Raw genomic sequence first — 21,273 nt, 5'->3', positions numbered from 1 at the left:
TCTCCCCGAACCTGTCCGATGGCAGCCCATCCGGCGTCTGTGAATTGACGTCACCGCGACCCGCCACGCTGGACCGTCACACTTCCCTTCTGATCCGACCACCGGAGGCGAGATCCTCCGCGATCGCGGCGTCCGTGGAACGGGAATTGGCGATGGTCTCGCGCAGCAGCGGCCCGACGTCCACGATCTCGCCGACCAGCGCGGTCCCGGATTCGACCAGCCTGCTGGGGCCGTCGTCCTTGAGATAGGCCTGCGCGAACATCCGGCCTTCCGCGCCGTTCCCCCAGGGAGCGGCCGCGTTGAGCGCCCTCAGCTCCGCGGACACCTCCGGCCACGCCTGCTCCAGGTCGAGGGCCATGGTGTTCCATTGGGCGATGCCGCTCTCGATGGACGGGCCCAGGTACAGGGTCCGGGGGCTAGGAGCCGGCATTCTCCCTCCCCGCCATTTGGTCGGCGAGTTGCGCGAGCACGGTCTCCACGTCGCCGTCCAGATGCGCCCGCATCTGCTCGGCGGGGATCACCGGCTCGAAGATCTCCACCACGCGCTGCCGCATCTTCTCCGCCGCGTGGTGGGTGGTGTCGGTGATGACATCGGCCAAAGTACGCGCATCGGGGCGGCGGTAAATCCGGGGGTCAAGATCCAGCCGGACCAGTTCACCGCGCGCGTCGACCGTTACCGCGACCAGGCCGTCCTGGGATTTCTCCGTCACTTGTACGGCTTTCGCCTCCGCGAAAAGGCGAAGCCCGTCGTCCTGTAACCGAATAAACGTCTGGCGTAGTTCATCGGCGTAAGCCTGCATACCAGACGTGTCCGCTTCTCCAGTCGATCGCACGTGCCGTTATCTCCTTATTACAGAGAGGTAACACCCGCTCTAGGAGTAACGGATCATATAGGCGTCATTCACCGTTGTTCATAGTGAATTCCCAAAAAACTAGAGTTTCCCGAGGTCAATCGCGTGCTCGCGCAGTGCGGCCACCTCGTCACGGGCGGCCCAGCGGCGATACACGCCCCGCTCGACCCGCTCCAGCTCGAGCTCCGTCGCCTCGGGCGCCGACGCACCGGCGTACTCCAGCAGGACTTCGCCGTCCCTCTCCGCGATGACCAGGAAGGACGCGCCCTTCCACGCGCAGACCGTCGTGACGAGGTCCACCCGTTCGCACTCCGCGGCGGGCACCGCTCTGACCCAGACGCCGGGAGCGATCTCCTCGAACCCGGCGCCTGCGGCGGTGTCGCGTAGACGCAGCCACACCCCGTCGGCGCGCAGTTCCGGAGCGGCCTCGTAGTCGACCCCGCCCCAGCGGGCGCGGTAGAAGGACCGCGTCATCGCGCCGCCCAGCGGTAGAGAAGCCGGGTCATCGCGCCGCCCGGCGGTAGAGGGACCGGGTCATCGCGCCGTCCTCAGGAGCCACCGTCCGAGGTCCCCGTCGAAGACGGCGCGGCCACGCGTGACCCCGTCGATCCCCAACTCCACGATCTCCGCCCCGTACGGCAGCGCGACTCCCGTCACCTTGTACTCCCTGATCGTCTGATCTACGCTCGGCACCAGTCCCATGCCGACGAAGGGCGGCTCCTCGACCACCCAGCCGGCGACGGCCCGCATCCCCTCCTCGTCCTCCCCGCCGTAGGGCGTCGGGTAGAGGTCGACGCCGATCGCGGGCCAGCGCAGGATGTTCAGGGCGCCCTGGTCGGTGAGCGCGTCCTCCCGCGACAGCGCTTCGGCGAGCACGGACGGTGTCGCGATGTGGGCGACGTCGAGGGCGTGGTGGCAGTATCCGGACACTCGCGGCTCGCCGTCGTCGAGCAATGCCTGGATCTCCGCGGGCCCCAGCAGCTTCTGCACGATCGGGACACCCGGTTCGACCGCGTGGTCCTGGGCCAGAGTGGGCACGGCGAGCCTGGCCACCGTACCCGGCTCCAGGAAGAACGCGAGCTCCAGCCCGGCATTGACCGCCAGCCCCCACCGGAGGTCCGGCCAGCCCGCGGCGAGCTCCACCATCGACACGACCCGGTGCTCCTCGACGCCGGTGGCCGCCCTGAGGGCGCCCGCCGAGGTGTAGACGATCAGCCACGTACGCTCGTCGTCGGCCTGAGTGGCCCAGGCCATGGGCTCGTCGCCGGCGGCGGCGGCCTCGCTGATCGGCATCGCGAAGTCCGCCGCCCGCAGCAGACCAAGGCAGAGGGCAAGGTCGCCTTGCGCCTGTGCTGCCGCGAGTTGTTCTTCGAAAGCACTGGCCTGCCACACACGGCACAGCGTCTTCAACTCTCTGTGTTTACCTGAGTAAAACGGACATCAGCGTAGCCTCGTCGCTTCCCGACCGAGGCCGGGAGGCGATCCGGTGGAAGCCGATGCCGCGTCCGTCCGGCGAGCCGGACGGACCGTGGGTGAGAGCCGCGTTGTCGGGGCCTGACTCCGCATTCCCAGATGGAGTGCGGCTCTTGGGCCACCGCCCCGCCGGACGCTGTCCCGTTGGTGCGAACACCAATGGGGGCGGGGACCGAGCGCCAGTCAGGCACCCGGCTGTTGCTGGACATTACCATATGATTACTTTCGGTAGTGGTCGATCGGAAGCTTCGATCACAGTTCTTCTGGCGGACACAGGTTGGCGTAGCGAGCGCTGGCAACGGTTCATACCCTATAAGCGCGCGCTCGCCGCCCCTGTCAAAGGCAAGCGAACCAGGAGATCGCGATGAACCGGCGCCGCATGATCGCCGTATTGCTGCTCGGAGGCGTGTGGACGGCGCTCGGAAGTGGAGGTCAGTGGAACTGCGGGACGATCAGGTAGATGCCGTAGCCGACCACCGCCGCACAAGCGGCGAAGCACAGGACGGCGGCGGTCAGCGGGCCGGTGCCCGTGGCCTGCCGCTCCTCGGCTACCTGGCGGGCCGATATCGCCAGCACACCGAGGGAGAAGACGACCACGACGACGACGCTGACGGCCAGACTGACGACGAGGACTTGGCCGAGAGCGGCCCATTTGATGTCCATCACGATCCCCTCAGGCGGCGACCCGCTGCGGTTGGGCGGGGAGCTGGTTTCGGGCGGCACCCGCTGTGGCAGGGCAGCTGGTTCAGGCGGCGACCCGCTCTGGCTGGGCGGGCAGTTCGTTGACGTTGCCCGCGTGTACGGGCTCGCGGCGGCTGGCCGCGTACAGGCCGGCTGAGACGGCGATCGCGACCACCGCGGCGATGGTGACGCCGAGCGTGCCGGTGGTGGCCACGGCGGCGGCCACTCCGCCCACCGCGGCCGCCGCGGGCAGGGTGAGCAGCCAGGCCAGTGCCATCCGGCCGGCCAGGCCCCAGCGCACCTGGGCCAGGCGCCGGCCCAGGCCGGTGCCGAGGATGGCGCCGGAGACCACCTGCGTGGTGGACAGCGCGAAGCCCAGGTGGGAGGAGGCCAGGATGACCGTGGTCGCGCTCGCCTCGGCGGCGAAGCCCTGCGGGGACTCGATCTCGGTGAGGCCCTTGCCCATGGTACGGATGATGCGCCAGCCACCCAGGTAGGTGCCCAGGCCGATGGTCAGCCCGGCGGCGGCGATCACCCAGACGGGCGGGCCGGAGCCGGAGGCGAGCGCGCCGGTCGAGATCAGCGTCAGGGTGATGACGCCCATGGTCTTCTGCGCGTCGTTGGTGCCGTGAGCCAGCGACACCAGCGACGCGGAGGCGATCTGACCGAAGCGGAAGGTGCTGGTCACAGACTCGTGCCGGGCGCGGGCGGTGATCGTGTACGCCAGGTAGGTGGCGGTCATGGCCACGAACCCGGCGATCAGCGGCGAGGCCAGCGCCGGGATGAGGATCTTCTGCAGCACCGTGTCGAAATGGACGCCGCGCATCCCGGCCCCGACCCAGACCGCGCCGATCAGGCCCCCGAACAGCGCGTGCGAGGAGCTGGACGGCAGCCCGAACAGCCAGGTGAGCAGGTTCCACAGGATCGCGCCGATCAGCCCGGCGAACACCATCGGCGGTGTCACCAGCTTGTCGTCCACGATCCCGCCAGAGATCGTCTTGGCGACTTCCACTGACAGGAAGGCGCCCACGATGTTCAGTACGCCCGAGATCGCCACCGCCACCTTGGGCCGTAGCGCGCCGGTCGCGATGGAGGTGGCCATCGCGTTGGCCGTGTCGTGGAAACCGTTGGTGAAGTCGAAGGCCAGCGCCGTGATGATCACCACGACGACCAGGAACGTCACGTGCTCCATGTCGTTGTCCCCATCGTCTCGCCGTAACCCGGACGTTAGGCGCACGTGGTGAACCGGCCGTGAATTCCCAGCGGAGACCGGATAACGAACTCCGGTCTCCGCGCCACGGCCGAGCCGGTCCAGCCGGCGTCGGACTGGGTCAGTCGGCGTTGGAGGGACGGCGCCACGGGCCGGTGATCGCCAGGACGTGGCCGGGGCTCTGGATGTTGGCGAACAGGATCCGGCCGTCCGCGCTGAAGTTGGGGCCGGTGAACTCGCTGTCGTTGAGTTCGTTGCGCGCCATCGGGTACGCCTTGCCCTGCGCGGTGACGCCCACCAGGTGCTGGATGCCCTCTCCGTCCTCCGCGAGGATCACTCCTCCGTACGGCGAGACGGTGATGTTGTCCGGCCCGTCATAGTTCGTGTCCTGGGTGGGGTCGGGGTTGACGCCGAAGATGGTCTTCAGCGTGACCGTCTGGTGGCGCGGGTCGTAGAACCACACCTGGCCGTCGTGCTCGTTGACGCTGCCGTCGGTGTGGCGGGCGTAGCTCGCGACGAAATAGGCGCCGCCATCCGCCCACCAGGCGCCCTCCAGCTTGCGGCTGCGGGTGATCTGGTCGTTGGGGAGCTGGGTGCGTACGGACTGGACGAGCGCGTCGCGTTCGGGCACCTCCACCCACCGGACCTGGTAGCGGGTGCCGGGGGAGGTGGCCTCCGACAGGTCGGCGACGTGCGTGCCGTCGCGATAGCAGCTCAGCGCCTCCAGCTTGCCCGCGGTCGCGCCGCCGTCGGAGAGGGCCAGCTCCCGCAGCGCGCCCTTGCCGCCGTGGAACCCCTTCGGCGGCGTCCAGCGGTAGTACAGCCCATTCGGGCCGGAGGCGTCCTCGGTCAGGTAGATCGCCGACGTCTTCGGGTCGACGGCGACGGCCTCGTGCGAGTAACGGCCGAGGAACTTCAGCGGCACCGGGTCCTGGTTGGCCTTCCGGTCGAACGGGTCGACCTCGAACACGTACCCGTGGTCCTTCTGGAAGGCGCCACCGGCCCGCTGCTCGGTCTCCTCGCAGGTCAGCCAGGTGTTCCAGGGGGTCTTGCCGCCCGCGCAGTTGTTGTGCGTGCCGGCCAGGCTGACGTATTCGCGGATCCGTACGCCGTGCGCGTCCACGTCGATGTTGGTGGTGCCACCGCCCGCGCCCGGATCATAGGTGAGGCCAGGCAACGCGGGCACCCGGTACGGCTCGCTGCCGCCGATCTCGTGGTTGTTGACCAGCGTGGCGCCGCCCTTGCCACGGCCGAGCTCTGCGTCCGCTTCGTCGCCGTCAACCCCGATGCCCTTGCCACGGGTGAAGCTCGCCGTCCCGTCCGCGTCGCTCGGCGTCGGCTCGCCGCTCTCCAGCAGCGTCACCCCCGCCTCCGCGACGATCCGGTACGAGAACCCGGCGGGCAGGGCCAGCACCCCGGCCGGATCGGCGACCAGCGGGCCGTAGCCGAGCGGGGGCCGCGTGGCCGCGAACGCGGCGGGCCCGGCGATCGCCTCGATGCTGCCGGCGAACACTATGCCGAGGCCACCGGCGGCGCTGCGGCCGAGGAAGGAACGACGAGAGACAGGTGCGGACATGGGACATCGCCTCCAACGTTGACGTCTGCAGGAGCCGACCCAATTGCGTCGCGGGAACGGGCGGCACCCCGCACTCCGTCCTTATGGTGAACGTTCGAGGAAGAACCGGCACCCGGATCGATCATCTTGATCGCCCGAAAGTGAATGATTCGTACGCACTGTGTTTGGAACCACGTCATGTGACACTCCTAGCGTGCCGGTCATGAAACGCATCTCCCTCGCGGTGGGCGCGGCCCTGCTGGCCGTGAGCCTCGCCCCCACGACCGGTCCCGCGTCCTACGCCGCCGCACAGGACGGCGCGCGGGACAACACGGGCCGCGCCACGCTGACCGGGTTCGCCGCGCTCCCGGCGCAGACCTTCGTACCCGGCAGCGAGCCCTCCGGCTCCCAGATCGGCACCACCCCGATCAACGGCGTCACGCCGCCCTTCGCCGGCCAGCCGGTCCAGGGGTTCAGCGGCATCGTCCGGCGCGGCGACGGCAGCTTCGACGTGCTGTCCGACAACGGGTACGGCGGCAAGAACAACAGCGCCGACTTCCTGCTGCGCGTGCACCGGGTCAGGCCGGACTTCAAAGCGGGCACCGTACGGGTGCTGGGCGGGTTCAACCTGTCAGACCCGCGCGGCCGGGTCTCGTGGCCGCTGACCAGGGCGGACCGGGTGCTCACCGGCGCCGACTTCGACGTGGAGTCGATCGTCCGGGCGGCGGACGGCACGTACTGGATCGGCGACGAGTTCGGCCCGTTCCTGCTGCACTTCTCGGCCACCGGCACGCTGCTGGAGGCGCCGATCGAGCTGCCCGGCGTCAAGGCGCCCGAGAACCCGACCCTCAACGGCGCGACGCCGAACCTGGCCGGCAGCAAGGGCTTCGAGGGCATGGCCCGTTCCGCCGACGGCCGGTGGCTCTACCCGCTGCTGGAGGGCACGGTCAGCGGAGACCCGGCGGGCACGCTGCGGCTGAACGAGTTCGACGTCCGGAAGCGGGCGTACACCGGCAAGCGCTGGACGTACAAGCTGGACAGCCCGACCAACGCGATCGGCGACGCCATCGCGGTGGACGAGCACCGCTTCCTCATCATCGAGCGGGACAACGAGCAGGGCGACGCGGCCAAGCTCAAGCGCGTCTACCTGGCCGACACCCGCGACCGTGACCACGACGGCGCGCTGGACAAGACGCTCGCCGCCGACCTCCTGGACCTGGCCAACCCGAAGGGCCTGGGCGGGTTCGGCGAGACCTTCCGCTTCCCGTTCCAGACCATCGAGGATGTCGTGATCCTCGATGACCGCACGCTCGGCATCCTCAACGACAACAACTTCCCGTTCTCGTCCGGACGGACGGCCGGGCAGCCGGACAACGACGAGTTCATCACTGTCCGCCTGCCGTTCCGCCTGCACGCCCGCTGACGAAGAGGGGCGGGCCGAACCGCCCGCCCCACCGTCGTCAGGGGGCTCTCAGGTGAAGTCGAGGGGCCCGTCGTTGAAGAGCTTGAACGGTCCACCCATGATCGCCTGCTTCCACCCATCGTCGTGTTCGCGCAGGTGGCGCTGGTAACTGGAGCCGTATCCGCCGTCGAGGTAGGTCTCGCGGGCCGCCTGCTCGTGGCCCAGCTGACTCCCCATCCGGTACGCCTCCTGGTCGGCCGCCTGCTCCTCCTTGTCCCGGGCGGCGCTGTACTCGGCGAAGTTCGTGCCGACCGGACTGTTGCCCCACCGGTCCTTGGCCATGTGAACCTGGCGCACGAACTCCCCGGCGAGCGCCTCGGAGCTGGCCGTTTCGGCTCCGCCGATGCGGATGACGTTGAGCTGCCGGTTGTAGTCGGACCACTGGATGTTCTGGCCGCTCTGGTACAGCGTGGTGATGCCGTGCTCCCTGGCGTAGGCCAGCGCCTCCCGCCCGGCGGGGGTCTCATTCAGGACCCGCTCGGTGTCCTCCTGCGCCTGCGAGTTGTTGTCCCACGGCTTGAGCGTCATCGTGTTGACTCCGGCCAGGGCCGTCTGCGCACCCGGAATGATCATGAGACGAGCCAGCATGTGTCTCGCCAGCTGGAGAGACGTGACCGCGCCCCTGGCGATGTTGCGCTCCACCTGGCCGAGAGCCAGGGCGAGGGCCTTGCGCGTCTCCATGATCCGCCGCCTGCCGAACAGCGCCCCCAGCACCGGACCGAGCTGGAAGCCGCGGATGAGCGAGATCAGGAGCACCAGGAGAGTGATGACGAGCAGGTATTTCCACGCGGTCTTGAACACCACGAGGGCGGTGGTCCCGGCGCCGACCAGCGCGGTGGCCACCGAACCGTCGTCCATCCGCCTCGACTCGAGGCTGTACTCGTTCTCGAAGACGTTGATGTCGCCGCTGTAGTTGCCGGCCGCCCGCACGTGCGCGGCGGCGGGATCCGCCTGCGCCTTGCCGTCCTTGGCGGCGGAGGCGAGATCCAGCCAGGAGCCGGCCCCCTGGAGGCGCGACATGTCATCGGATTTCGGCCAGGGAGCGTCGGCCGCGACGAAACCGTGCACCGCACGCAGGGCGGGCGGCAACTCCCAGGTCACAGCGCCTCGATCGGCGGAGTCGTCCGGCCCGCGGCCGCCGTGCCGGCCTGCTCGGCCTGGGTGAGGTTCGCCTCCGACAGGGCGTGCTTGGACGCGATGCCACGCAGGCGCTCGGCGGTGCCGCCGAACGCGCCGCGCACCAGGTCGACCAGCCCCGAGAACTCGGCGTCGAACTGGGCGCCGGGCCGGTCGGGGCCGTCGGTGGCCGCCGCTCGCCCGGCGCCGTGGAGCGAGCCCCACATGGACTGCTCCAACTGGTCGGCGGTGTCCGCGAACCGGCTCGCCGAGACGAGCCGGCTGCCGAAGACGACCCGCAGCTCGCCGTTCCTGTCTTCCACTCGTGTCACCATCGCTCCGCTAGTTACTCGTGTCACCCGCTCCGCCAGGGATCCGGTCGTACGCGTGCGCTCATCAGGTCGGCCGCATCAGCCGGTCCAGCCTCATGGTCAGCTCGTTGGCGACGCTGAGGATCTCGTTCATGTTGCCGTGGGCGTCGGCCTTGATGTCCTGAAGCAGGGCGTTCAGCTCGGGCGTCTCCTGCTTCAGGGCGTCGGGGATGGCCGCCGCCGCGCGTTCCTGGGCGGCGGCTCGCCCCTGGCTGAACGCCACCCTGATCGCGGCGGCCAGCTCGTACGATGACAGCCGCATCGCCCTCGGGTCGATCACGAGCCCGACCAGGTCGCTGGTGCCGTCGACCTCCGCCTTGACGAGGCCGTTCGCCGCCACGCCGGTCTCCCGCAGGGCGGCGAACCGGTCAAGGAAGTCCGAGGACTCGTCGTTCATCTGGGGGGTCTCCAAGCAGCGCGGTGTGGTCAGCGCCTCTGGTGGCGCAGCCAAGATCCTAGGAGGCGGCCTCGGTGCTCTCGGTCAATGATCATCACTGTTCATCGACGGTTAACCACGCGTTCTGGCCGGTCGGAGGTGGACCGTTTTCTTCCTCCCCCCTCCGTGCTGGCTGGGGTTCCTAGCGGGGGATACCCCCTTCGGGGAGCGGAAGACCCGGCGTGGACCTCGCCCTGATGGAGCTAGCCGAGGGCGTGGTCGAGGTTGAAGGCGGCGCTGATGAGGGCCAGGTGGGTGATCGCCTGCGGGAAGTTGCCGAGTTGCTCGCCGGTGTGGCCGATCTCTTCCGCGTACAGCCCCAGGTGGTTGGCGTAGGTGAGCATCTTCTCGAAGGCCAGGCGGGCTTCGTCGACGCGGCCGGCGCGGGCCAGGGCCTCGACGTACCAGAACGAGCAGATCGAGAACGTGCCTTCCGGCCCCTCCAGACCGTCCGGGCTGGCTTCGGGGTCGTAGCGGTAGACCAGCGAGTCGGAGACCAGCCCGCTGCCGAGGGCGTCGAGGGTGGACAGCCACTTGGGATCGGTGGGGGAGACGAACTTGGCCAGCGGCATCATCAGGATGGACGCGTCCAGGACGTCGTCGTCGAAGTGCTGGACGAACGCCTGCAGCGAGGTCGACCAGCCATGCTTCATGATCTGGTGGTAGATCGTGTCGCGGGCCCGCCGCCAGCGCGGTATGTCGGCGGGGAGCCCTCGATGGGCGGCCATGCGCATGGCGCGTTCGATGGCCACCCAGCACATCAGCCGTGAGTAGACGAAGTCCTTGCGCCCGCCGCGGGTCTCCCAGATGCCTTCGTCGGGTTGGTCCCAGTTCTCGCAGACCCAGTCTATTAGCGTGCAGACCTGCTCCCAGCGGTCGCTGGAGATGGGGTTGCCCCATTTGTTGTAGAGGTAAATGGAGTCGAGGAGCGCTCCATAGATGTCCAGCTGGAGTTGGTTGACGGCGGCGTTGCCCACGCGTACCGGCGCGGATCCCCGGTAGCCCTCCAGGTGGTTCAGCTCGGATTCGGGCAGTTCGCTGCGTCCGTCGATGCCGTACATGATCTGCAGCGGGCCGGTACTGCCGGCACCGGTGAGCGGGACGTGCGTGGACAGGAAGCCCATGAAGGCTTCGGCCTCCTCGGTGAAGCCGAGCCTGAGCAGTGCGTACACGCAGAACGCGGCGTCGCGTACCCATACGTAGCGGTAGTCCCAGTTACGTCCGCCCTTGACCTGCTCGGGCAGGCTGGTCGTGGGCGCGGCGACGATCCCGCCGGTCGGCGCGTAAGTGAGCAGCTTCAGCGTGAGGGCCGAACGGTGGACGACCTCACGCCACCTGCCCCGATAACGGGAGGCGGACAGCCACTTCCGCCAATACCGCACCGTGGCGGCGAACTGCTCCTCCGCCTCCGCGATCGGGCAGGGTCGTGGGGTGATCCCGTCGCCGATCCGGTCGAGGGCGAACACCGCGTGCTCGCCCTCCTTGAGCTCGAAGCTCGCCCAGGCGTCCCGTCCGTCGGTTTCGATGGGCACGCTGGCGGACAGCGCGAGGGACAGGGACTCCGACTCGAACGTCGTCCGGGACCCGTGCTGGTGGACCGTGTGGGGTTGCCTGGCGTAGTCGAACCGGGGGGCCACCCGGGCGCGGAACGGGAGGGCTCCACGGACGCAGGCCACCCGGCGGATCACCCGGTGCCGGTCCACATCGTCGGAGTCATCCTCGACCGGCATGAAGTCCTGGATCTCGCCCACCCCGTCGACGGCGAAGAAGCGGGTGATCAGGACATTGGTGTCGGGGAAGTAGAACTGCTTGGTCTTCGCCAGAGTGTCGGCGTACAGCTCGAACGACCCGCCCTTGTCGGCGTCCAGGATCGAGGCGAACACGCTCGGGGCGTCGAAGCTGGGGCAGCAGTACCAGTCGATCGTGCCGTTGGTGCCCACGAGCGCGACCGTGCGCAGGTCGCCGATCAACCCGTGCTCTCCGATCGGCAGGTACCGCGAGTCCTCCGGGTAGCCGCCTGGTCCAGCCGTCATATCTGTTCCCTGCCACGATTCCGGGAAAATATGCAGGTCAGAGCAGCTCGACGCGCGGTCAGGCCGCCGACGGTGGTGGGGGCATGCCGTACGAAGCGCTCATGGTCAGGACCCGCTTCTCCAGATAGAGACACATCATCTCTGTCACGGTGTCTCTGTTCTGCGGCGTGAGGTGGAATGTCTCCACCGCTTCATGTTCCTTCAGGACATCGACCCACGGCTCTGCGGGGGACATCACCGTGCCCAGGATGAGGCACGGGCTTTCGAGCATATCGAGTACGACCTGCCGAAACGCCGCCGAGTACAGTTGCATGGGGCCGATCTCGTCCACCAGCACGATTCCCCCTGGATTGTTCGACAGGGAGGCACGCAGGGCGGGCACGGCGACACCGTCCAGGAATTCGAGGTCCACGCCATACTTGAGCCGTCCATGGCTGAGCAGTCGCCCCACGCGCATATCACTGTCCGAATCAATGGACGCGAGCCGGCCTGACCGGCCGTCCAGCATCTCGATCTCGAAGCCCACGCGCTTACCGTCTATTCGCCGCTCGGTGGCGAAGAATCCGACGACGCTCTTGGGGGCCAGTCTGGTCACGACGTTTCTCAGGGCCGTCGTCTTGCCGACCTTTTTGACGCCAGTAAAGAGCAGTGCCCTACCCATGATCGCTCCCCGGAATGAGTAGCCGCGGCAAACCGGCGCCCTTGAGGTCGCCCCAGAGAACCGGGTTCTGGCGGCCATTGCTATAGTCACGCACTTGATGGAAAACCAGGTCGTACAGACTGGCCAGACCGATGACGTTCGTCGCCCCCGGACTGCGTAGCTGTTCGAGCAGGTAGTAGGAGAACACGCCATGTCCGAGGGTGCCGTCTTCCCGCGCGACTTCGTCGTCGGCACAGGCCGACAGGAAGATCGTGCCTGAGCCGAGCGGCAGGTTTTCCAGCCGGATCCGCGGTCTGTGCGTTCGGCGCTGCTCCGCCAGCAGCGGCCCGGTTATCCCACGCCCATCGGAGTAGCCGGAAAAACAGGCATCGAGGATGAAGACCACGAGGCGCGCATTGAGCCGGCTGGCCAACCGGGCCAGATCTGTATGCACCTCGATGGCGCTCGAAAGCAACGCATGCCGCTGGGTGTCATGGCAGACCAAGAAGCGTGACACTTTATCGACCCCGGGATGAATTTCGGGGGAGCCATGCCCGGCGAAGAAGATCAGCACCGCGTCACGGCGGTCGACGATCTGTGCCAGTCGTACCCCGATAAGGTCGATGATGCCCGATCGGGTTGCCTGACCGTCCACGAGTGGATGCACCTGCACGCTGGACGCGTATAACGCCTGCCCGAACAATTCGGCAAAGGCGAGCGCATCCGCTCGTGCGTATGACAGGTCGGGGATCGTTATATCGGCATACTTGTTCACGCCGATGAGCACCGCATGAAGCCGGGTCATTCGTGACCCCCTGCCGAGCGGTGTTCGAGGTAGTCACGCAGAGCCTCTGCTGCCAGCAAGTCGCCGTAGCCCAGGAGCGCAGCCCCATCGGGGACGGGATATGAGTAAGCAGCGTGGAGCTTGGAGCGGGAGACCGCCAGCTGGTGATACTTCGAGCCGTCACGGAGGCGAACGACAGCCAAGGACGTCACTTTCAGCAGCGCGTCGGCCGTGTCGGACAGCATCGTCACTGACTGATTCTCGCCCTGATGCCCCAGCCCCAGCATGCGTCGCGCGGTGTTGGCTTCGGTGACCACTCCGTCCAGGCCGCCCAGAATCTCCGCGACCTCGGTCAGCGCGTCGAAGAGCCGATAGAAGTCGTGCGGCACCACATCGAGCACCACGAGGGCGCCACTTCGCCTGGCCTCGGCGACAGCCCCGACGACCGCCGCGAACCGTGGTACGGAGCGGGACCGAAGACAAAGCCCCGAGATCCAGATGAGATCCCATGGCCCGGATTCGCCGGCGCGCACGAAGTCGCTCGACAAGGCGTCATTGGCACTTACCGAGGACGTGAACATGTGGCGCGCACCGGACGCGTCGTAGGCGACGAGGGTACGAGCCGTGGGAGCCGTGGTACTGCGCTGGACCCGGCACTCGAACGGCGCCGCGGCCAGCGCATCGCCGATGATCTCGCCGGCGGCATCCTCGCCTACTGAGCCGACGACCGTAGGTGAGAGCCCGAACTGTACGGCCCGTCTGGCGAATTGGTAAGCCGTGCCACCTACCTGGTCGGCTATGGGGCCACGCGCCAACAGTTCGCCAGAGGCGGCGACGCGGGACCAGGTTTTCGGCAGCCAGGTCTCCACGACGGTATCCAGACACAGGTCGCCCATGACGAGCACCCGAGGCGGGTCGTTCACCGCTCTGTTCCCGTGGGCATGTCGAGGATGTGGCCGTGATTGAGCTTGTCCCGGTAGTAATCACGTAGCTGTGGATGGCGTGCCAGGTCGACCGCCACCGGCAGCAGATTCGCTACTTTTATCCCGTCTCCAGCAATGGCACCGGCTTTGGCCGGACTATTGGTCAGCAGGCGAATGGACGTCACCCGCAGGTCGTACAGAATGGCGGTCGCCTGCTCGTAGTGCCGCTGATCGTCGCCGTAGCCCAACCTCCGGTACGCCTCGGTTTGCGGGATGCCCTCCTCGGCGGACAGTTGAGTGGCCAGCATCAGCGCGAAATGCCCATTGGCTCGTCCCTCCTGATCGAGCCAGATCACGACCCCCTTCCCGTGCTCCTGGATCGTCGCCTGCGAGGTGGCCATCTGCTCGCGGCAGTCGCATTCGATGCTGTTGAACACGTGGGCGGAAATGCAGGCCGAGTGGACCCGGCACGGCACTTCCTCCTGGCCGCTCACCTCGCCGTGGACCAGGGCGACGCTCTCCGCGACCCCGTCGTAGTAGAGAATCTCCCGCCAGCTGCCGAATTTGGTCGCCAGCGGGCGCTCAGCGAGTCTGACGATCGCTCTTGGCATGCCGCTACTCCAGATTGTCGGGCAGTTGTAGACCGGCCTGTTTCCGCAATATCAAACTCAGGGCCATGACATGGCTGCAGGTGGCGTGCACTGCGAAGAAGTCGCACGTGCATGACCAGGAGCCGGCCTCGAAGCTGATATGCCGCTCATCGTGTTCGGATCGCATGGTGACCTGTAGCGAGTCAAGGCAGAACCTGTCCTGCTCCCGGGCGTAACGCTCCGCCTTCTGCCACTTGGCGGCGACCGCCGCTGTCATATCAGGCATTGTTTTCCGTTTCTTCATGGGTTTCCAGCCAATTTTGGATCTCCGTGGTAAGTCCGATCCGCAGGACACGGCTCTCCGTCAGAGCGCCCCGCGCTTTGTGTCGGGCGCTTTCACGAGCGCTGTTGGCCCAGTCGAGGAGCGCTTGGCCGAACTGAGCGTGTACCAGCCACACCTGATCACCGAGTGTCTCGGAGATCTGCCGGCTCTCGGTGAACAGCCTTTCCGCGTCGGCCGTCCGGCCGGTCTCGAGAGCGAGTTTGGCCATTTGGAACAGCGTCGCCTGCTCCATCACCGGATCTCCGGCCAACTGCTCCAAGTGCAGCGCCTCCTCGTACAGAGTCCGGGCGGAGTCGGTCCGGTGCGCGGCGTGTTCTATTCGCGCCCGCTCATGGATGGTTTTGGCCAGGGCTCCGTCATGACCGGCGCGGAGTCGGTTCTCGTATACGCGGGTGAACAGCTCCCGCGCCTCATCCAGCCGGTCTTTGCGATAAAAGATCTTGGCGATTTGGTGATCGATGTCAGAGATCGCCTCTTCGTCGTCGGCCAGCCGGCGCGCATCCCGATAGACGGTCTCCGCCTGATCGAAATCGCCCATCCGATAATGCACTTGGCCTACCCCGCGAAGTGCCTGCAGCCTGAGACCGCGGGCGTCCGCCTCCTTCGCCAGCAACGCGGCCTGCGTGTACGCGTTTTCCGCGTTCGTGAAAGCGGCAAGCCGATATTCCACCAGCCCACGGACGATGAGGAAGGCCGCCTGACGCATGTGATCACCGAACCGGGACGCGGACCGGATGGCGGCGTCAAGCAGGTCGAGAGCCAAGGGCCAAGGCCCTCTGCGGATCAACGGGAGGTCCCGGTGGCCCACCACCGTTTCGCAGTAGCTCAGGATGTCTTGCCAGAGCCCCAGATCTTCGGCGACGCGCAGCGCTCTGCGGATGTTGCCCGACTCGTCGGCGGGATAGTTGCCCTCGTTCGCCAATTCCAGCTGTTGGGCGAGTTGCGATCTTATGAGGTCACTCATCTTCTCTTGGGAAAGCCCCGCGTGCCGGCGTCGCAGATGGGCGACGAGGAGCGAATGCATGACGCAGCGCGTGCCGCCGCCCGGCTGGTCGTGGCGGTCGATCAACGCGGCGCCATGAAGCTCGTTGAGCGCCGCGTCGAGCCGGGATCTCGTGGTGGGGGTGAGCTCACGGCCGCCCATCGCCACATGCCGCCATGCTGATTCTTCGGCTCCGTCCTCGAAGACGGCCCAAGCGTCGAGGAGGTCGCGCACCGCGGGAGTGCGCTCCTCCAGAAGAGTGATCACCCTGCCGAGCATCTCGCTGTTGACCGCGAGCGGCCCGCCGCCGCTCAGCCTCAGGAGATCGCCCCGCATCTCCGTCCAGCGTTGTCCGAGCTGCAGGAGAGACGCTGTGTACTCGATGGTCTTCGGATGCCCGAAACACAGCCGAGAGGCTTCGGCAACGTGCTCATCCGCGCCCACCAGCCTCCTCGCCCTCTCGGTTCCGCCCAGACAGGCGACCATGAGTTCGCGGGACGCGTCCTGCGGCAATCCGGTCACGGTGATCCAATTCGCACCGATGATGCTCTGCAGCTCGGCGCGATAGGAGTAGGAAATGAGCACGGCACGTCCGCCGAGGCTGGTGTCCCATGAGCTCAGCAGCGCTATGACCTCGGCGAGGACGGATTCGGGCGCCTCATCGATGTCATCGAAGATGAGGAGGAAGCGGCCGCGCGAGAGTCGCATGGCGACTTCTTCGGGCCGCATGGTGCCTTCCCCTTTCGGCCAGCCCAACACCTCGGCGAGATCGGATGCCGCGAAGCTGCCCCGTAGCGAGAAGTAACCGATGCCGCCACGAAATCGCCAGCCATAGCGATTGGCCATTGTCTGTACTATGGTCGTCTTTCCGTTTCCGGTGATTCCGACAAGGCCGATGTAAGGGCTTCCTCTGTCTTCGTCGAAGAGCCGGTGATAGAGGGCGAGCAGTTCGTCGGCTCGATCGACGACCGCGCGGTGCTGCGTCGGCACGTTCGCCGGCGGATTGCAGGCGAAATAGGTGGGACGTCCGCTGGTCGGCATGGCGTCGAAAGCGGGAGCGCTTTCCCGTGGCCCGCGGACTCGAATGGGATCCGCCGTATTTCTCAGCGGAATGCGGCGAAGCACGGCTTGCGAGGCGCTGTTGACCACCTGGCTGAGCGGAGTCCTGGTGAAAAGGAGTCCGTAGATTTCCTCGATGGCGCGCAGGGCGTCACGCCTGCTGATGCTGCCGGCCACGGAGATGGTGGTCAGGTTGCGATTGGCCAGCGCGAGCCGGTCGGCGAGGCTCTCGGTCGAGCAGCCGTTCAGGACGAGCAGACACTGCTGACGGTTGGGAAACGCGTCGGCGAACTCGTCTTCGCCCACCAAGATCGCCGTGCCGTCATCGTCTTCGAACTCGATTCCGCCGCCACTATGAGCGGCCACGTGAACAATGTCGAACTTATCGCTGGCCAGCGCGCGCCTAAGGCGGCCGATGGTCGGCGGCATTAGGCGGAGGATGTCCACTTCCGCCCCCGCTTCCTCCACGGCGGCAGTGACGTGCGCAAGCTCGGTTTCCGGGTGAAGCCGCCCAGGGTCGTTGATAGGCGACGGCGTGACCAGGAGCAGTCGTATCGGTGCAGTGCTCGCCGCCAGGGCCTCGATCAATGTTACGGGCGTCGTCACGCTCGCCTCCCGGCATGAGGGGAAGCCCTAAATTATGCAGCTGCTCGCTTAGTCTAGACGGAAACTTCGATCAGAACACCGGCAATCTTTTGATGGACACCGTGCTCCGTTGAACGCGAAGGATGTGTGCTTCATCGCGCTGTGCCCGCTTTGTGCACATCGCGGATCGGCGCGTTTTTGTTGATCAAAAGCAGCCATGTGTCGCTCTTAAATGTATTTATGGTTGGTCATGCTGACCGGTCTCGCGTCGAGGGACCCGTAGGCGGCGCCGGTCCTGCCGACGTCGGCCCGCTTCTGAGCTTGTGCTTTCTTTGTGCTCCCGCCTGCCAGGATGACCTTCGACCGCTTGGTCCAAGCAGTTCATCCTTCGTGGAACAGCCGAGAGACAGTCGAGGGTAACGAGCATGATTTCGCAGGTCAGGTTGGGAAGAGGAGTCGCCTTATCGGTCGGCGTCCTGCTCCTGGCCATGTCGGGTGCCACCGCCGCCAGGGCCATGACCCCCGCCACCGCCGGGGCCGTGACCGGGACGACCGCAGCCAGGGCCGTGACCGGCGCTGCCACTGCGACCGGCACGTCCGCGGCCACCGGACCCCTGCCGTTCGATCTGCCGGCGAAGGCCAGGCTGCGGGCCTCCGCCAAGAAGGTGTTCGCGCACTACTTCACGCCGTACCCCGTCTCCTTGGACAACAAGGAGAGCAGCGTCGACTACTACACCAAGAACTACCTCAACCCGGCCGGCGAGAGCGGCAAGCACGCGGCCTACGGCGGGCTGCTGCGCGACCGCCCGCGGCCGCGCGCCGTGCGCTCCGGCGACTACCAGCTCCAGGACATGGAGAGCGAGGTCAAGACAGCCGCCGCGGCGGGCATCGACGGCTTCACCGTCGACATGCTCTCGCTGTCCAGCGCCAACTGGACCCGGCTCAAGCTGCTCGTGAAGGCGGCCGAGACGGTCGACACCGGCTTCACCATCGTCCCGATGCCCGACATGACGTCGTTGTCGGCCGACGCCGCGACGCTCGCCGCCTCCCTCGCCGAACTGGCCGCGTCGAAGTCGATCTATCGCCTGGCGGACGGCCGCGTCGTCGTGTCGCCGTTCAAGGCCGAGGCCAAGACCGCGGCCTGGTGGGCGGATCTCATCGACATCATGAACACCAAGTACGGCATCAAGGTCGCCCTCGTACCGACGTTCCTGAACTTCTCCGCCAATGCCGCGGCCTTCGCCCCCATCAGCTACGGCTTCTCCAACTGGGGCAACCGCAGCCCGGCCGGGCAGTCGGGCATCGCGAGCAACATCAAGAAGGCGCACGACCTCGGCAAGATCTGGATGCAGCCGGTCTCCGTCCAGGACGAGCGCCCGAACCAGAGCATCTACGATGAGGCCCTGAACACCCAGAACCTCCGGACCACGTGGGAGGGCTCCATCAGCAACGGCGCGGACTGGGTCCAGCTCACCACCTGGAACGACTTCTCCGAAGGCACCCAGTTCACCCCGTCCCCGCACAACGACTCGTCCTATCTGGACATCTCGTCGTACTACCTGACCTGGCTGAAGACCGGTGCGGCCCCCGCGATCGTCAGGGACACGGTGTACCTGACACACCGCACCCAGCTCGCCGCCGCCAAGCCCACGGGCGGCCAGACGAAGCTGATGGCGCCCCGCTCAGGCACCAGCACGCCCAGGGACAGCGTCGAGATCCTGTCGTTCCTCACCGGCGCCGCGACCGTGAACGCCACCATCGGCGGCACGGCCAAGACCTACCAGGGCAAGGCGGGTGTGCAGGCCCAGCTCTATCCGCTGGCCAACGGCACCAACAAGGTCTCCGTGGTCCGTTCCGGGGCGACGACGGCCACCGTCACCTCCCCCTGGACCGTGGTGGCCGCCCCCGTGGTGCAGGACCTGCAGTACCACGCGGTCAGCAGCGGCCGCTGATCGCGAAAGGGCCACCCGAGGGGGTTCTCGGGTGGCCCTTTCGCGCGTTCCTCCTTCCGGCTGTCAGCGGTTCCTTCCGGTTGTCAGCACCTCCTGCCGCTGTTGATGCATCGGACGACGTTGTTCATGAGCTGCTTCGACATCACCGCGATGGCACCCGCGTGGTCGGTGTTCGGGCTGTTCCCTTCGCTGGGGGCGCTGTCCACCATGAAGGGGACGTTCGTACCGTCGGGCTGGGTGTTGGGTACGTCGTCGTAGACGAGCGTGACGCGCAACTGCGGCACCGCCTGGGTGTCGGCCGGGCAGGCTCCGTTCTCGTCGGGGAAGACGACGTGGGTACGGTGGTCCGCGCTGTCGAGGTTCTGGCCGTCCCAGCAGCTGGGCATGTCGAAGACACGCATGAGGTTGCTGCCGGACGGGCAGATCGGATACTTGTCGGTCAGCCTGTTGGCGAAGCCGGTGCAGCTCCACGTGGGCCTGGCATTGGCCGCGTCACTAGGCGCGTCACTAGGCGCGTCACTGGGTGCGTCAGTGGCGGTGTCACTGGCCTTGGCACTGGCGGTGTCAGTGGCCTTGGCACTGGCCGTGTCAGTGGGCGGGTCGCTCGGCATGTCACTGGCCGTGTCGCTGGGCAGGTCGGTAGGCACATCAGTGGGCAGGTCGGTGGGCAGGTCAGTGGGCACGTCACTGGCAGTGTCGCTGGGCGCGTCACTGGCCGTGTCACTGGGCCTGCCGCCGCTCACCGCCTGCGCGTCGCCGGTGATCAGCCTGAGGAACTGAGGCGCGGCCGTGACCTTCGACATGGCGTTGCCACGGAACTGCAACTGCACCAGAGACGGCCGCACGGCGTTGCCGTCCGCTCCGCCTACCCGCAGGACCGGCCAGAAGTACGTCGACCTGTCGGCGCGGATGCGGCAGGTGGTGTCCGAAGCGGCCAGGCTCTCGTTCGTGGAGAAGGCGTCCGTGGACACATTGCCCACGTAGTCGTTCTGCTGCTGGCCACCCTTGGCCACACCTGGAGCGGTGATGACGTTGTCGCTGTTGGCGTGACCCTCCTGGGGCGTGCCACACCTGGAGACGAAGGTGCCGCTGGAAGCGGTCCTCTGCAGCTGCTGCACGGGGTCGACCGACTGGATGTCGACGAAGTCGTCGGCCGTCGGCCCGGACGCCGCCTTCGCGCTCGCGCTCGCGCTCGGCTTCGAGGTCGCTGCGCCGCCGTTGCCGAGCGTGCACTTGGCCAGGCCGTCCAGCCCGGTGGGGCGGTCGGCAACTCGTCCGATGGCTGTGGCGATGCGGTTGATGGTGGCTGTTCGTTTGTCGGCCAGGGGGCCGAGGATGGCGTTCTGTACGAAGTTGGGGCCGCCTTCCCCTGCTGAGGTGATGAGTCGGTTGTTGGCTTCGTTGATCTGTGTTTGCAGGAGTTTGAGGTTGCGGTCCACTTCGGCTTGGGCCTGGGCGGGAATGTCGGGAAGTTTGCCCGCTACGTCCGGGCAGGTGATCTTGTTCCCGCCGGTGGCGGGGGGTGTGGTCGCATTGTCGGACGGCGGTGTGGTCGCGTCGTCGGACGGCGGCGACGTGGGGGGCTCTGAGGCGTCAGGGTCCTGGGTGGCGGGGGCGGTCGCGCCGCCGCCGTTGCCGAGTTTGCAGGTGGCCAGGCCGTCCAGTCCGGTGGGGCGGTCGGCGACTCGTCCGATGGCTGTGGCGATGCGGTTGATGGTGGCTGTTCGTTTGTCGGCCAGGGGGCCGAGGATGGCGTTCTGTACGAAGTTGGGGCCGCCTTCCCCTGCTGAGGTGATGAGTCGGTTGTTGGCTTCGTTGATCTGGGTTTGCAGGAGTTTGAGGTTGCGGTCCACTTCGGCTTGGGCCTGGGCGGGAATGTCCGGCAGTTTGTCGGCGACGTTCGGGCAGGTGATCGTGTCCGCGCTGGCGGACAGGTTCACCATGTTCCGCGACTGCCCGGATAACGGGCCACCCGCCAGAACGAGGGCGACACCTCCGACTAGGGAAACGACTCCCAGCCATGGCCTGAATGGCTTGCTCCCCGAGGCATTCGCCATACGGGAACTCCTCCCGGATTGATGACGTGGGCGGGAAAGCCCGCTTTTCATCAGATACGGGGGCATCGGCGGCATGGTTCACCCGGATGGAGAAGTCGCAGGTCAAAGCGGCGATTCGGGCTTGATGGCGAAGGCTGTGCCGTCGTCGGCGTTCACGTACAGGAGCGCGG

At 67.0% G+C, this 21,273-nt stretch carries 20 protein-coding genes; 2 read left to right on the top strand and 18 right to left on the bottom strand.

The window, feature by feature from the left end; all coding sequences use genetic code 11:
- Positions 1–76 precede the first annotated feature (76 nt).
- The 7 genes from ACGFJ2_RS17890 to ACGFJ2_RS17860 all read right to left on the bottom strand — a co-directional run bounded on the left by ACGFJ2_RS17890 (position 77) and on the right by ACGFJ2_RS17860 (position 5,791).
- Positions 77–430, bottom strand: coding sequence for a hypothetical protein (locus tag ACGFJ2_RS17890; protein ID WP_393469410.1), 354 nt, complete (start codon positions 428–430; stop codon positions 77–79).
- A complete protein-coding gene (locus tag ACGFJ2_RS17885; protein ID WP_393469407.1) occupies positions 417–800 on the bottom strand; it encodes a YbaB/EbfC family nucleoid-associated protein in 384 nt (127 codons plus the stop codon). The genes ACGFJ2_RS17890 and ACGFJ2_RS17885 overlap by 14 nt, the downstream gene beginning before the upstream one ends.
- Positions 801–932: 132 nt before the next feature.
- The gene (locus ACGFJ2_RS17880; protein ID WP_393469404.1) at positions 933–1,325 is read right to left on the bottom strand and encodes a hypothetical protein; all 393 of its coding nucleotides are present in this window, start codon (positions 1,323–1,325) and stop codon (positions 933–935) included.
- Positions 1,326–1,385: 60 nt separating this feature from the next.
- Positions 1,386–2,243: an SseB family protein gene (locus ACGFJ2_RS17875; RefSeq protein WP_393469401.1), complete on the bottom strand. Its 858-nt coding sequence runs from the start codon at positions 2,241–2,243 to the stop codon at positions 1,386–1,388.
- Positions 2,244–2,756: 513 nt separating this feature from the next.
- Complete coding sequence (locus ACGFJ2_RS17870; protein ID WP_357952253.1) at positions 2,757–2,987, bottom strand: hypothetical protein; 231 nt, start codon at positions 2,985–2,987, stop codon at positions 2,757–2,759.
- A gap of 82 nt (positions 2,988–3,069) precedes the next feature.
- A complete protein-coding gene (locus ACGFJ2_RS17865) occupies positions 3,070–4,197 on the bottom strand; it encodes an inorganic phosphate transporter (RefSeq protein ID WP_357952254.1) in 1,128 nt (375 codons plus the stop codon).
- A 139-nt stretch (positions 4,198–4,336) separates the two neighbouring features.
- The gene (locus ACGFJ2_RS17860; RefSeq protein WP_393469397.1) at positions 4,337–5,791 is read right to left on the bottom strand and encodes an alkaline phosphatase PhoX; all 1,455 of its coding nucleotides are present in this window, start codon (positions 5,789–5,791) and stop codon (positions 4,337–4,339) included.
- 202 nt (positions 5,792–5,993) lie between these two features.
- On the opposite strand from ACGFJ2_RS17860, the gene ACGFJ2_RS17855 reads away from it, so the two are divergent.
- Entirely contained in the window at positions 5,994–7,193 is a 1,200-nt protein-coding gene (locus ACGFJ2_RS17855; RefSeq protein WP_358173684.1) for an esterase-like activity of phytase family protein, read from the top strand.
- Between the two features lie 48 nt (positions 7,194–7,241).
- Here the strand turns inward: ACGFJ2_RS17855 and ACGFJ2_RS17850 are convergent, their stop codons facing one another.
- The 10 genes from ACGFJ2_RS17850 to ACGFJ2_RS17805 form a co-directional block, all read right to left on the bottom strand.
- Positions 7,242–8,333, bottom strand: a complete 1,092-nt coding sequence (locus tag ACGFJ2_RS17850) for a hypothetical protein (protein WP_393469394.1) — start codon at positions 8,331–8,333, stop codon at positions 7,242–7,244.
- Positions 8,330–8,671 (bottom strand): hypothetical protein, encoded by a 342-nt coding sequence (locus ACGFJ2_RS17845; RefSeq protein ID WP_393469391.1) that lies wholly within the window; start codon positions 8,669–8,671, stop codon positions 8,330–8,332. The genes ACGFJ2_RS17850 and ACGFJ2_RS17845 overlap by 4 nt, the downstream gene beginning before the upstream one ends.
- A 73-nt stretch (positions 8,672–8,744) precedes the next feature.
- Positions 8,745–9,116 (bottom strand): YbaB/EbfC family nucleoid-associated protein, encoded by a 372-nt coding sequence (locus tag ACGFJ2_RS17840; RefSeq protein WP_357952259.1) that lies wholly within the window; start codon positions 9,114–9,116, stop codon positions 8,745–8,747.
- 242 nt (positions 9,117–9,358) lie between these two features.
- Positions 9,359–11,188, bottom strand: a complete 1,830-nt coding sequence (locus ACGFJ2_RS17835; protein WP_357952260.1) for a glycoside hydrolase family 15 protein — start codon at positions 11,186–11,188, stop codon at positions 9,359–9,361.
- Positions 11,189–11,246: 58 nt separating this feature from the next.
- Positions 11,247–11,849, bottom strand: a complete 603-nt coding sequence (locus tag ACGFJ2_RS17830) for a nucleoside-triphosphatase (RefSeq protein ID WP_357952261.1) — start codon at positions 11,847–11,849, stop codon at positions 11,247–11,249.
- The gene (locus tag ACGFJ2_RS17825; RefSeq protein WP_357952262.1) at positions 11,842–12,633 is read right to left on the bottom strand and encodes a caspase family protein; all 792 of its coding nucleotides are present in this window, start codon (positions 12,631–12,633) and stop codon (positions 11,842–11,844) included. Before ACGFJ2_RS17825 ends, ACGFJ2_RS17830 begins: the two co-directional genes overlap by 8 nt.
- Positions 12,630–13,535 (bottom strand): hypothetical protein, encoded by a 906-nt coding sequence (locus tag ACGFJ2_RS17820; protein ID WP_357952263.1) that lies wholly within the window; start codon positions 13,533–13,535, stop codon positions 12,630–12,632. The genes ACGFJ2_RS17825 and ACGFJ2_RS17820 overlap by 4 nt, the downstream gene beginning before the upstream one ends.
- Positions 13,532–14,146, bottom strand: a complete 615-nt coding sequence (locus ACGFJ2_RS17815; RefSeq protein ID WP_357952264.1) for a hypothetical protein — start codon at positions 14,144–14,146, stop codon at positions 13,532–13,534. Before ACGFJ2_RS17815 ends, ACGFJ2_RS17820 begins: the two co-directional genes overlap by 4 nt.
- A 4-nt stretch (positions 14,147–14,150) precedes the next feature.
- A complete protein-coding gene (locus ACGFJ2_RS17810) occupies positions 14,151–14,402 on the bottom strand; it encodes an SWIM zinc finger family protein (protein WP_357952265.1) in 252 nt (83 codons plus the stop codon).
- Position 14,403: 1 nt separating this feature from the next.
- Entirely contained in the window at positions 14,404–17,115 is a 2,712-nt protein-coding gene (locus tag ACGFJ2_RS17805; RefSeq protein WP_393469384.1) for a tetratricopeptide repeat protein, read from the bottom strand.
- 404 nt (positions 17,116–17,519) lie between these two features.
- Between ACGFJ2_RS17805 and ACGFJ2_RS17800 the strand changes: the two genes are divergently transcribed.
- Positions 17,520–19,046: a glycoside hydrolase family 71 protein gene (locus ACGFJ2_RS17800; protein ID WP_393469383.1), complete on the top strand. Its 1,527-nt coding sequence runs from the start codon at positions 17,520–17,522 to the stop codon at positions 19,044–19,046.
- 83 nt (positions 19,047–19,129) lie between these two features.
- Here the strand turns inward: ACGFJ2_RS17800 and ACGFJ2_RS17795 are convergent, their stop codons facing one another.
- Positions 19,130–20,989 (bottom strand): DUF1996 domain-containing protein, encoded by a 1,860-nt coding sequence (locus ACGFJ2_RS17795; protein WP_393469380.1) that lies wholly within the window; start codon positions 20,987–20,989, stop codon positions 19,130–19,132.
- Positions 20,990–21,273: the final 284 nt, after the last annotated feature.

The sequence above is a fragment of the Nonomuraea sp. NPDC049028 genome (assembly GCF_043197735.1).
In the GTDB taxonomy this organism is placed as follows: domain Bacteria; phylum Actinomycetota; class Actinomycetes; order Streptosporangiales; family Streptosporangiaceae; genus Nonomuraea.
The sequence above is the reverse complement of the archived record's forward strand: the minus strand, read 5'-3'. Positions and strand labels throughout refer to the sequence as shown.

Bases quoted from the DNA above. Each gene is read 5' to 3' on its own strand.
- ACGFJ2_RS17795 (WP_393469380.1), bottom strand. From the start codon at position 20,989: ATGGTGAACCTGTCCGCCAGCGCGGACACGATCACCTGCCCGAACGTC.
- ACGFJ2_RS17840 (WP_357952259.1), bottom strand. From the start codon at position 9,116: ATGAACGACGAGTCCTCGGACTTCCTTGACCGGTTCGCCGCCCTGCGG.
- ACGFJ2_RS17825 (WP_357952262.1), bottom strand. From the start codon at position 12,633: ATGACCCGGCTTCATGCGGTGCTCATCGGCGTGAACAAGTATGCCGAT.
- ACGFJ2_RS17830 (WP_357952261.1), bottom strand. From the start codon at position 11,849: ATGGGTAGGGCACTGCTCTTTACTGGCGTCAAAAAGGTCGGCAAGACG.
- ACGFJ2_RS17810 (WP_357952265.1), bottom strand. From the start codon at position 14,402: ATGACAGCGGCGGTCGCCGCCAAGTGGCAGAAGGCGGAGCGTTACGCC.
- ACGFJ2_RS17815 (WP_357952264.1), bottom strand. From the start codon at position 14,146: ATGCCAAGAGCGATCGTCAGACTCGCTGAGCGCCCGCTGGCGACCAAA.
- ACGFJ2_RS17885 (WP_393469407.1), bottom strand. From the start codon at position 800: ATGCAGGCTTACGCCGATGAACTACGCCAGACGTTTATTCGGTTACAG.
- ACGFJ2_RS17890 (WP_393469410.1), bottom strand. From the start codon at position 430: ATGCCGGCTCCTAGCCCCCGGACCCTGTACCTGGGCCCGTCCATCGAG.
- ACGFJ2_RS17870 (WP_357952253.1), bottom strand. From the start codon at position 2,987: ATGGACATCAAATGGGCCGCTCTCGGCCAAGTCCTCGTCGTCAGTCTG.
- ACGFJ2_RS17865 (WP_357952254.1), bottom strand. From the start codon at position 4,197: ATGGAGCACGTGACGTTCCTGGTCGTCGTGGTGATCATCACGGCGCTG.
- ACGFJ2_RS17835 (WP_357952260.1), bottom strand. From the start codon at position 11,188: ATGACGGCTGGACCAGGCGGCTACCCGGAGGACTCGCGGTACCTGCCG.
- ACGFJ2_RS17860 (WP_393469397.1), bottom strand. From the start codon at position 5,791: ATGTCCGCACCTGTCTCTCGTCGTTCCTTCCTCGGCCGCAGCGCCGCC.
- ACGFJ2_RS17800 (WP_393469383.1), top strand. From the start codon at position 17,520: ATGATTTCGCAGGTCAGGTTGGGAAGAGGAGTCGCCTTATCGGTCGGC.
- ACGFJ2_RS17880 (WP_393469404.1), bottom strand. From the start codon at position 1,325: ATGACGCGGTCCTTCTACCGCGCCCGCTGGGGCGGGGTCGACTACGAG.
- ACGFJ2_RS17855 (WP_358173684.1), top strand. From the start codon at position 5,994: ATGAAACGCATCTCCCTCGCGGTGGGCGCGGCCCTGCTGGCCGTGAGC.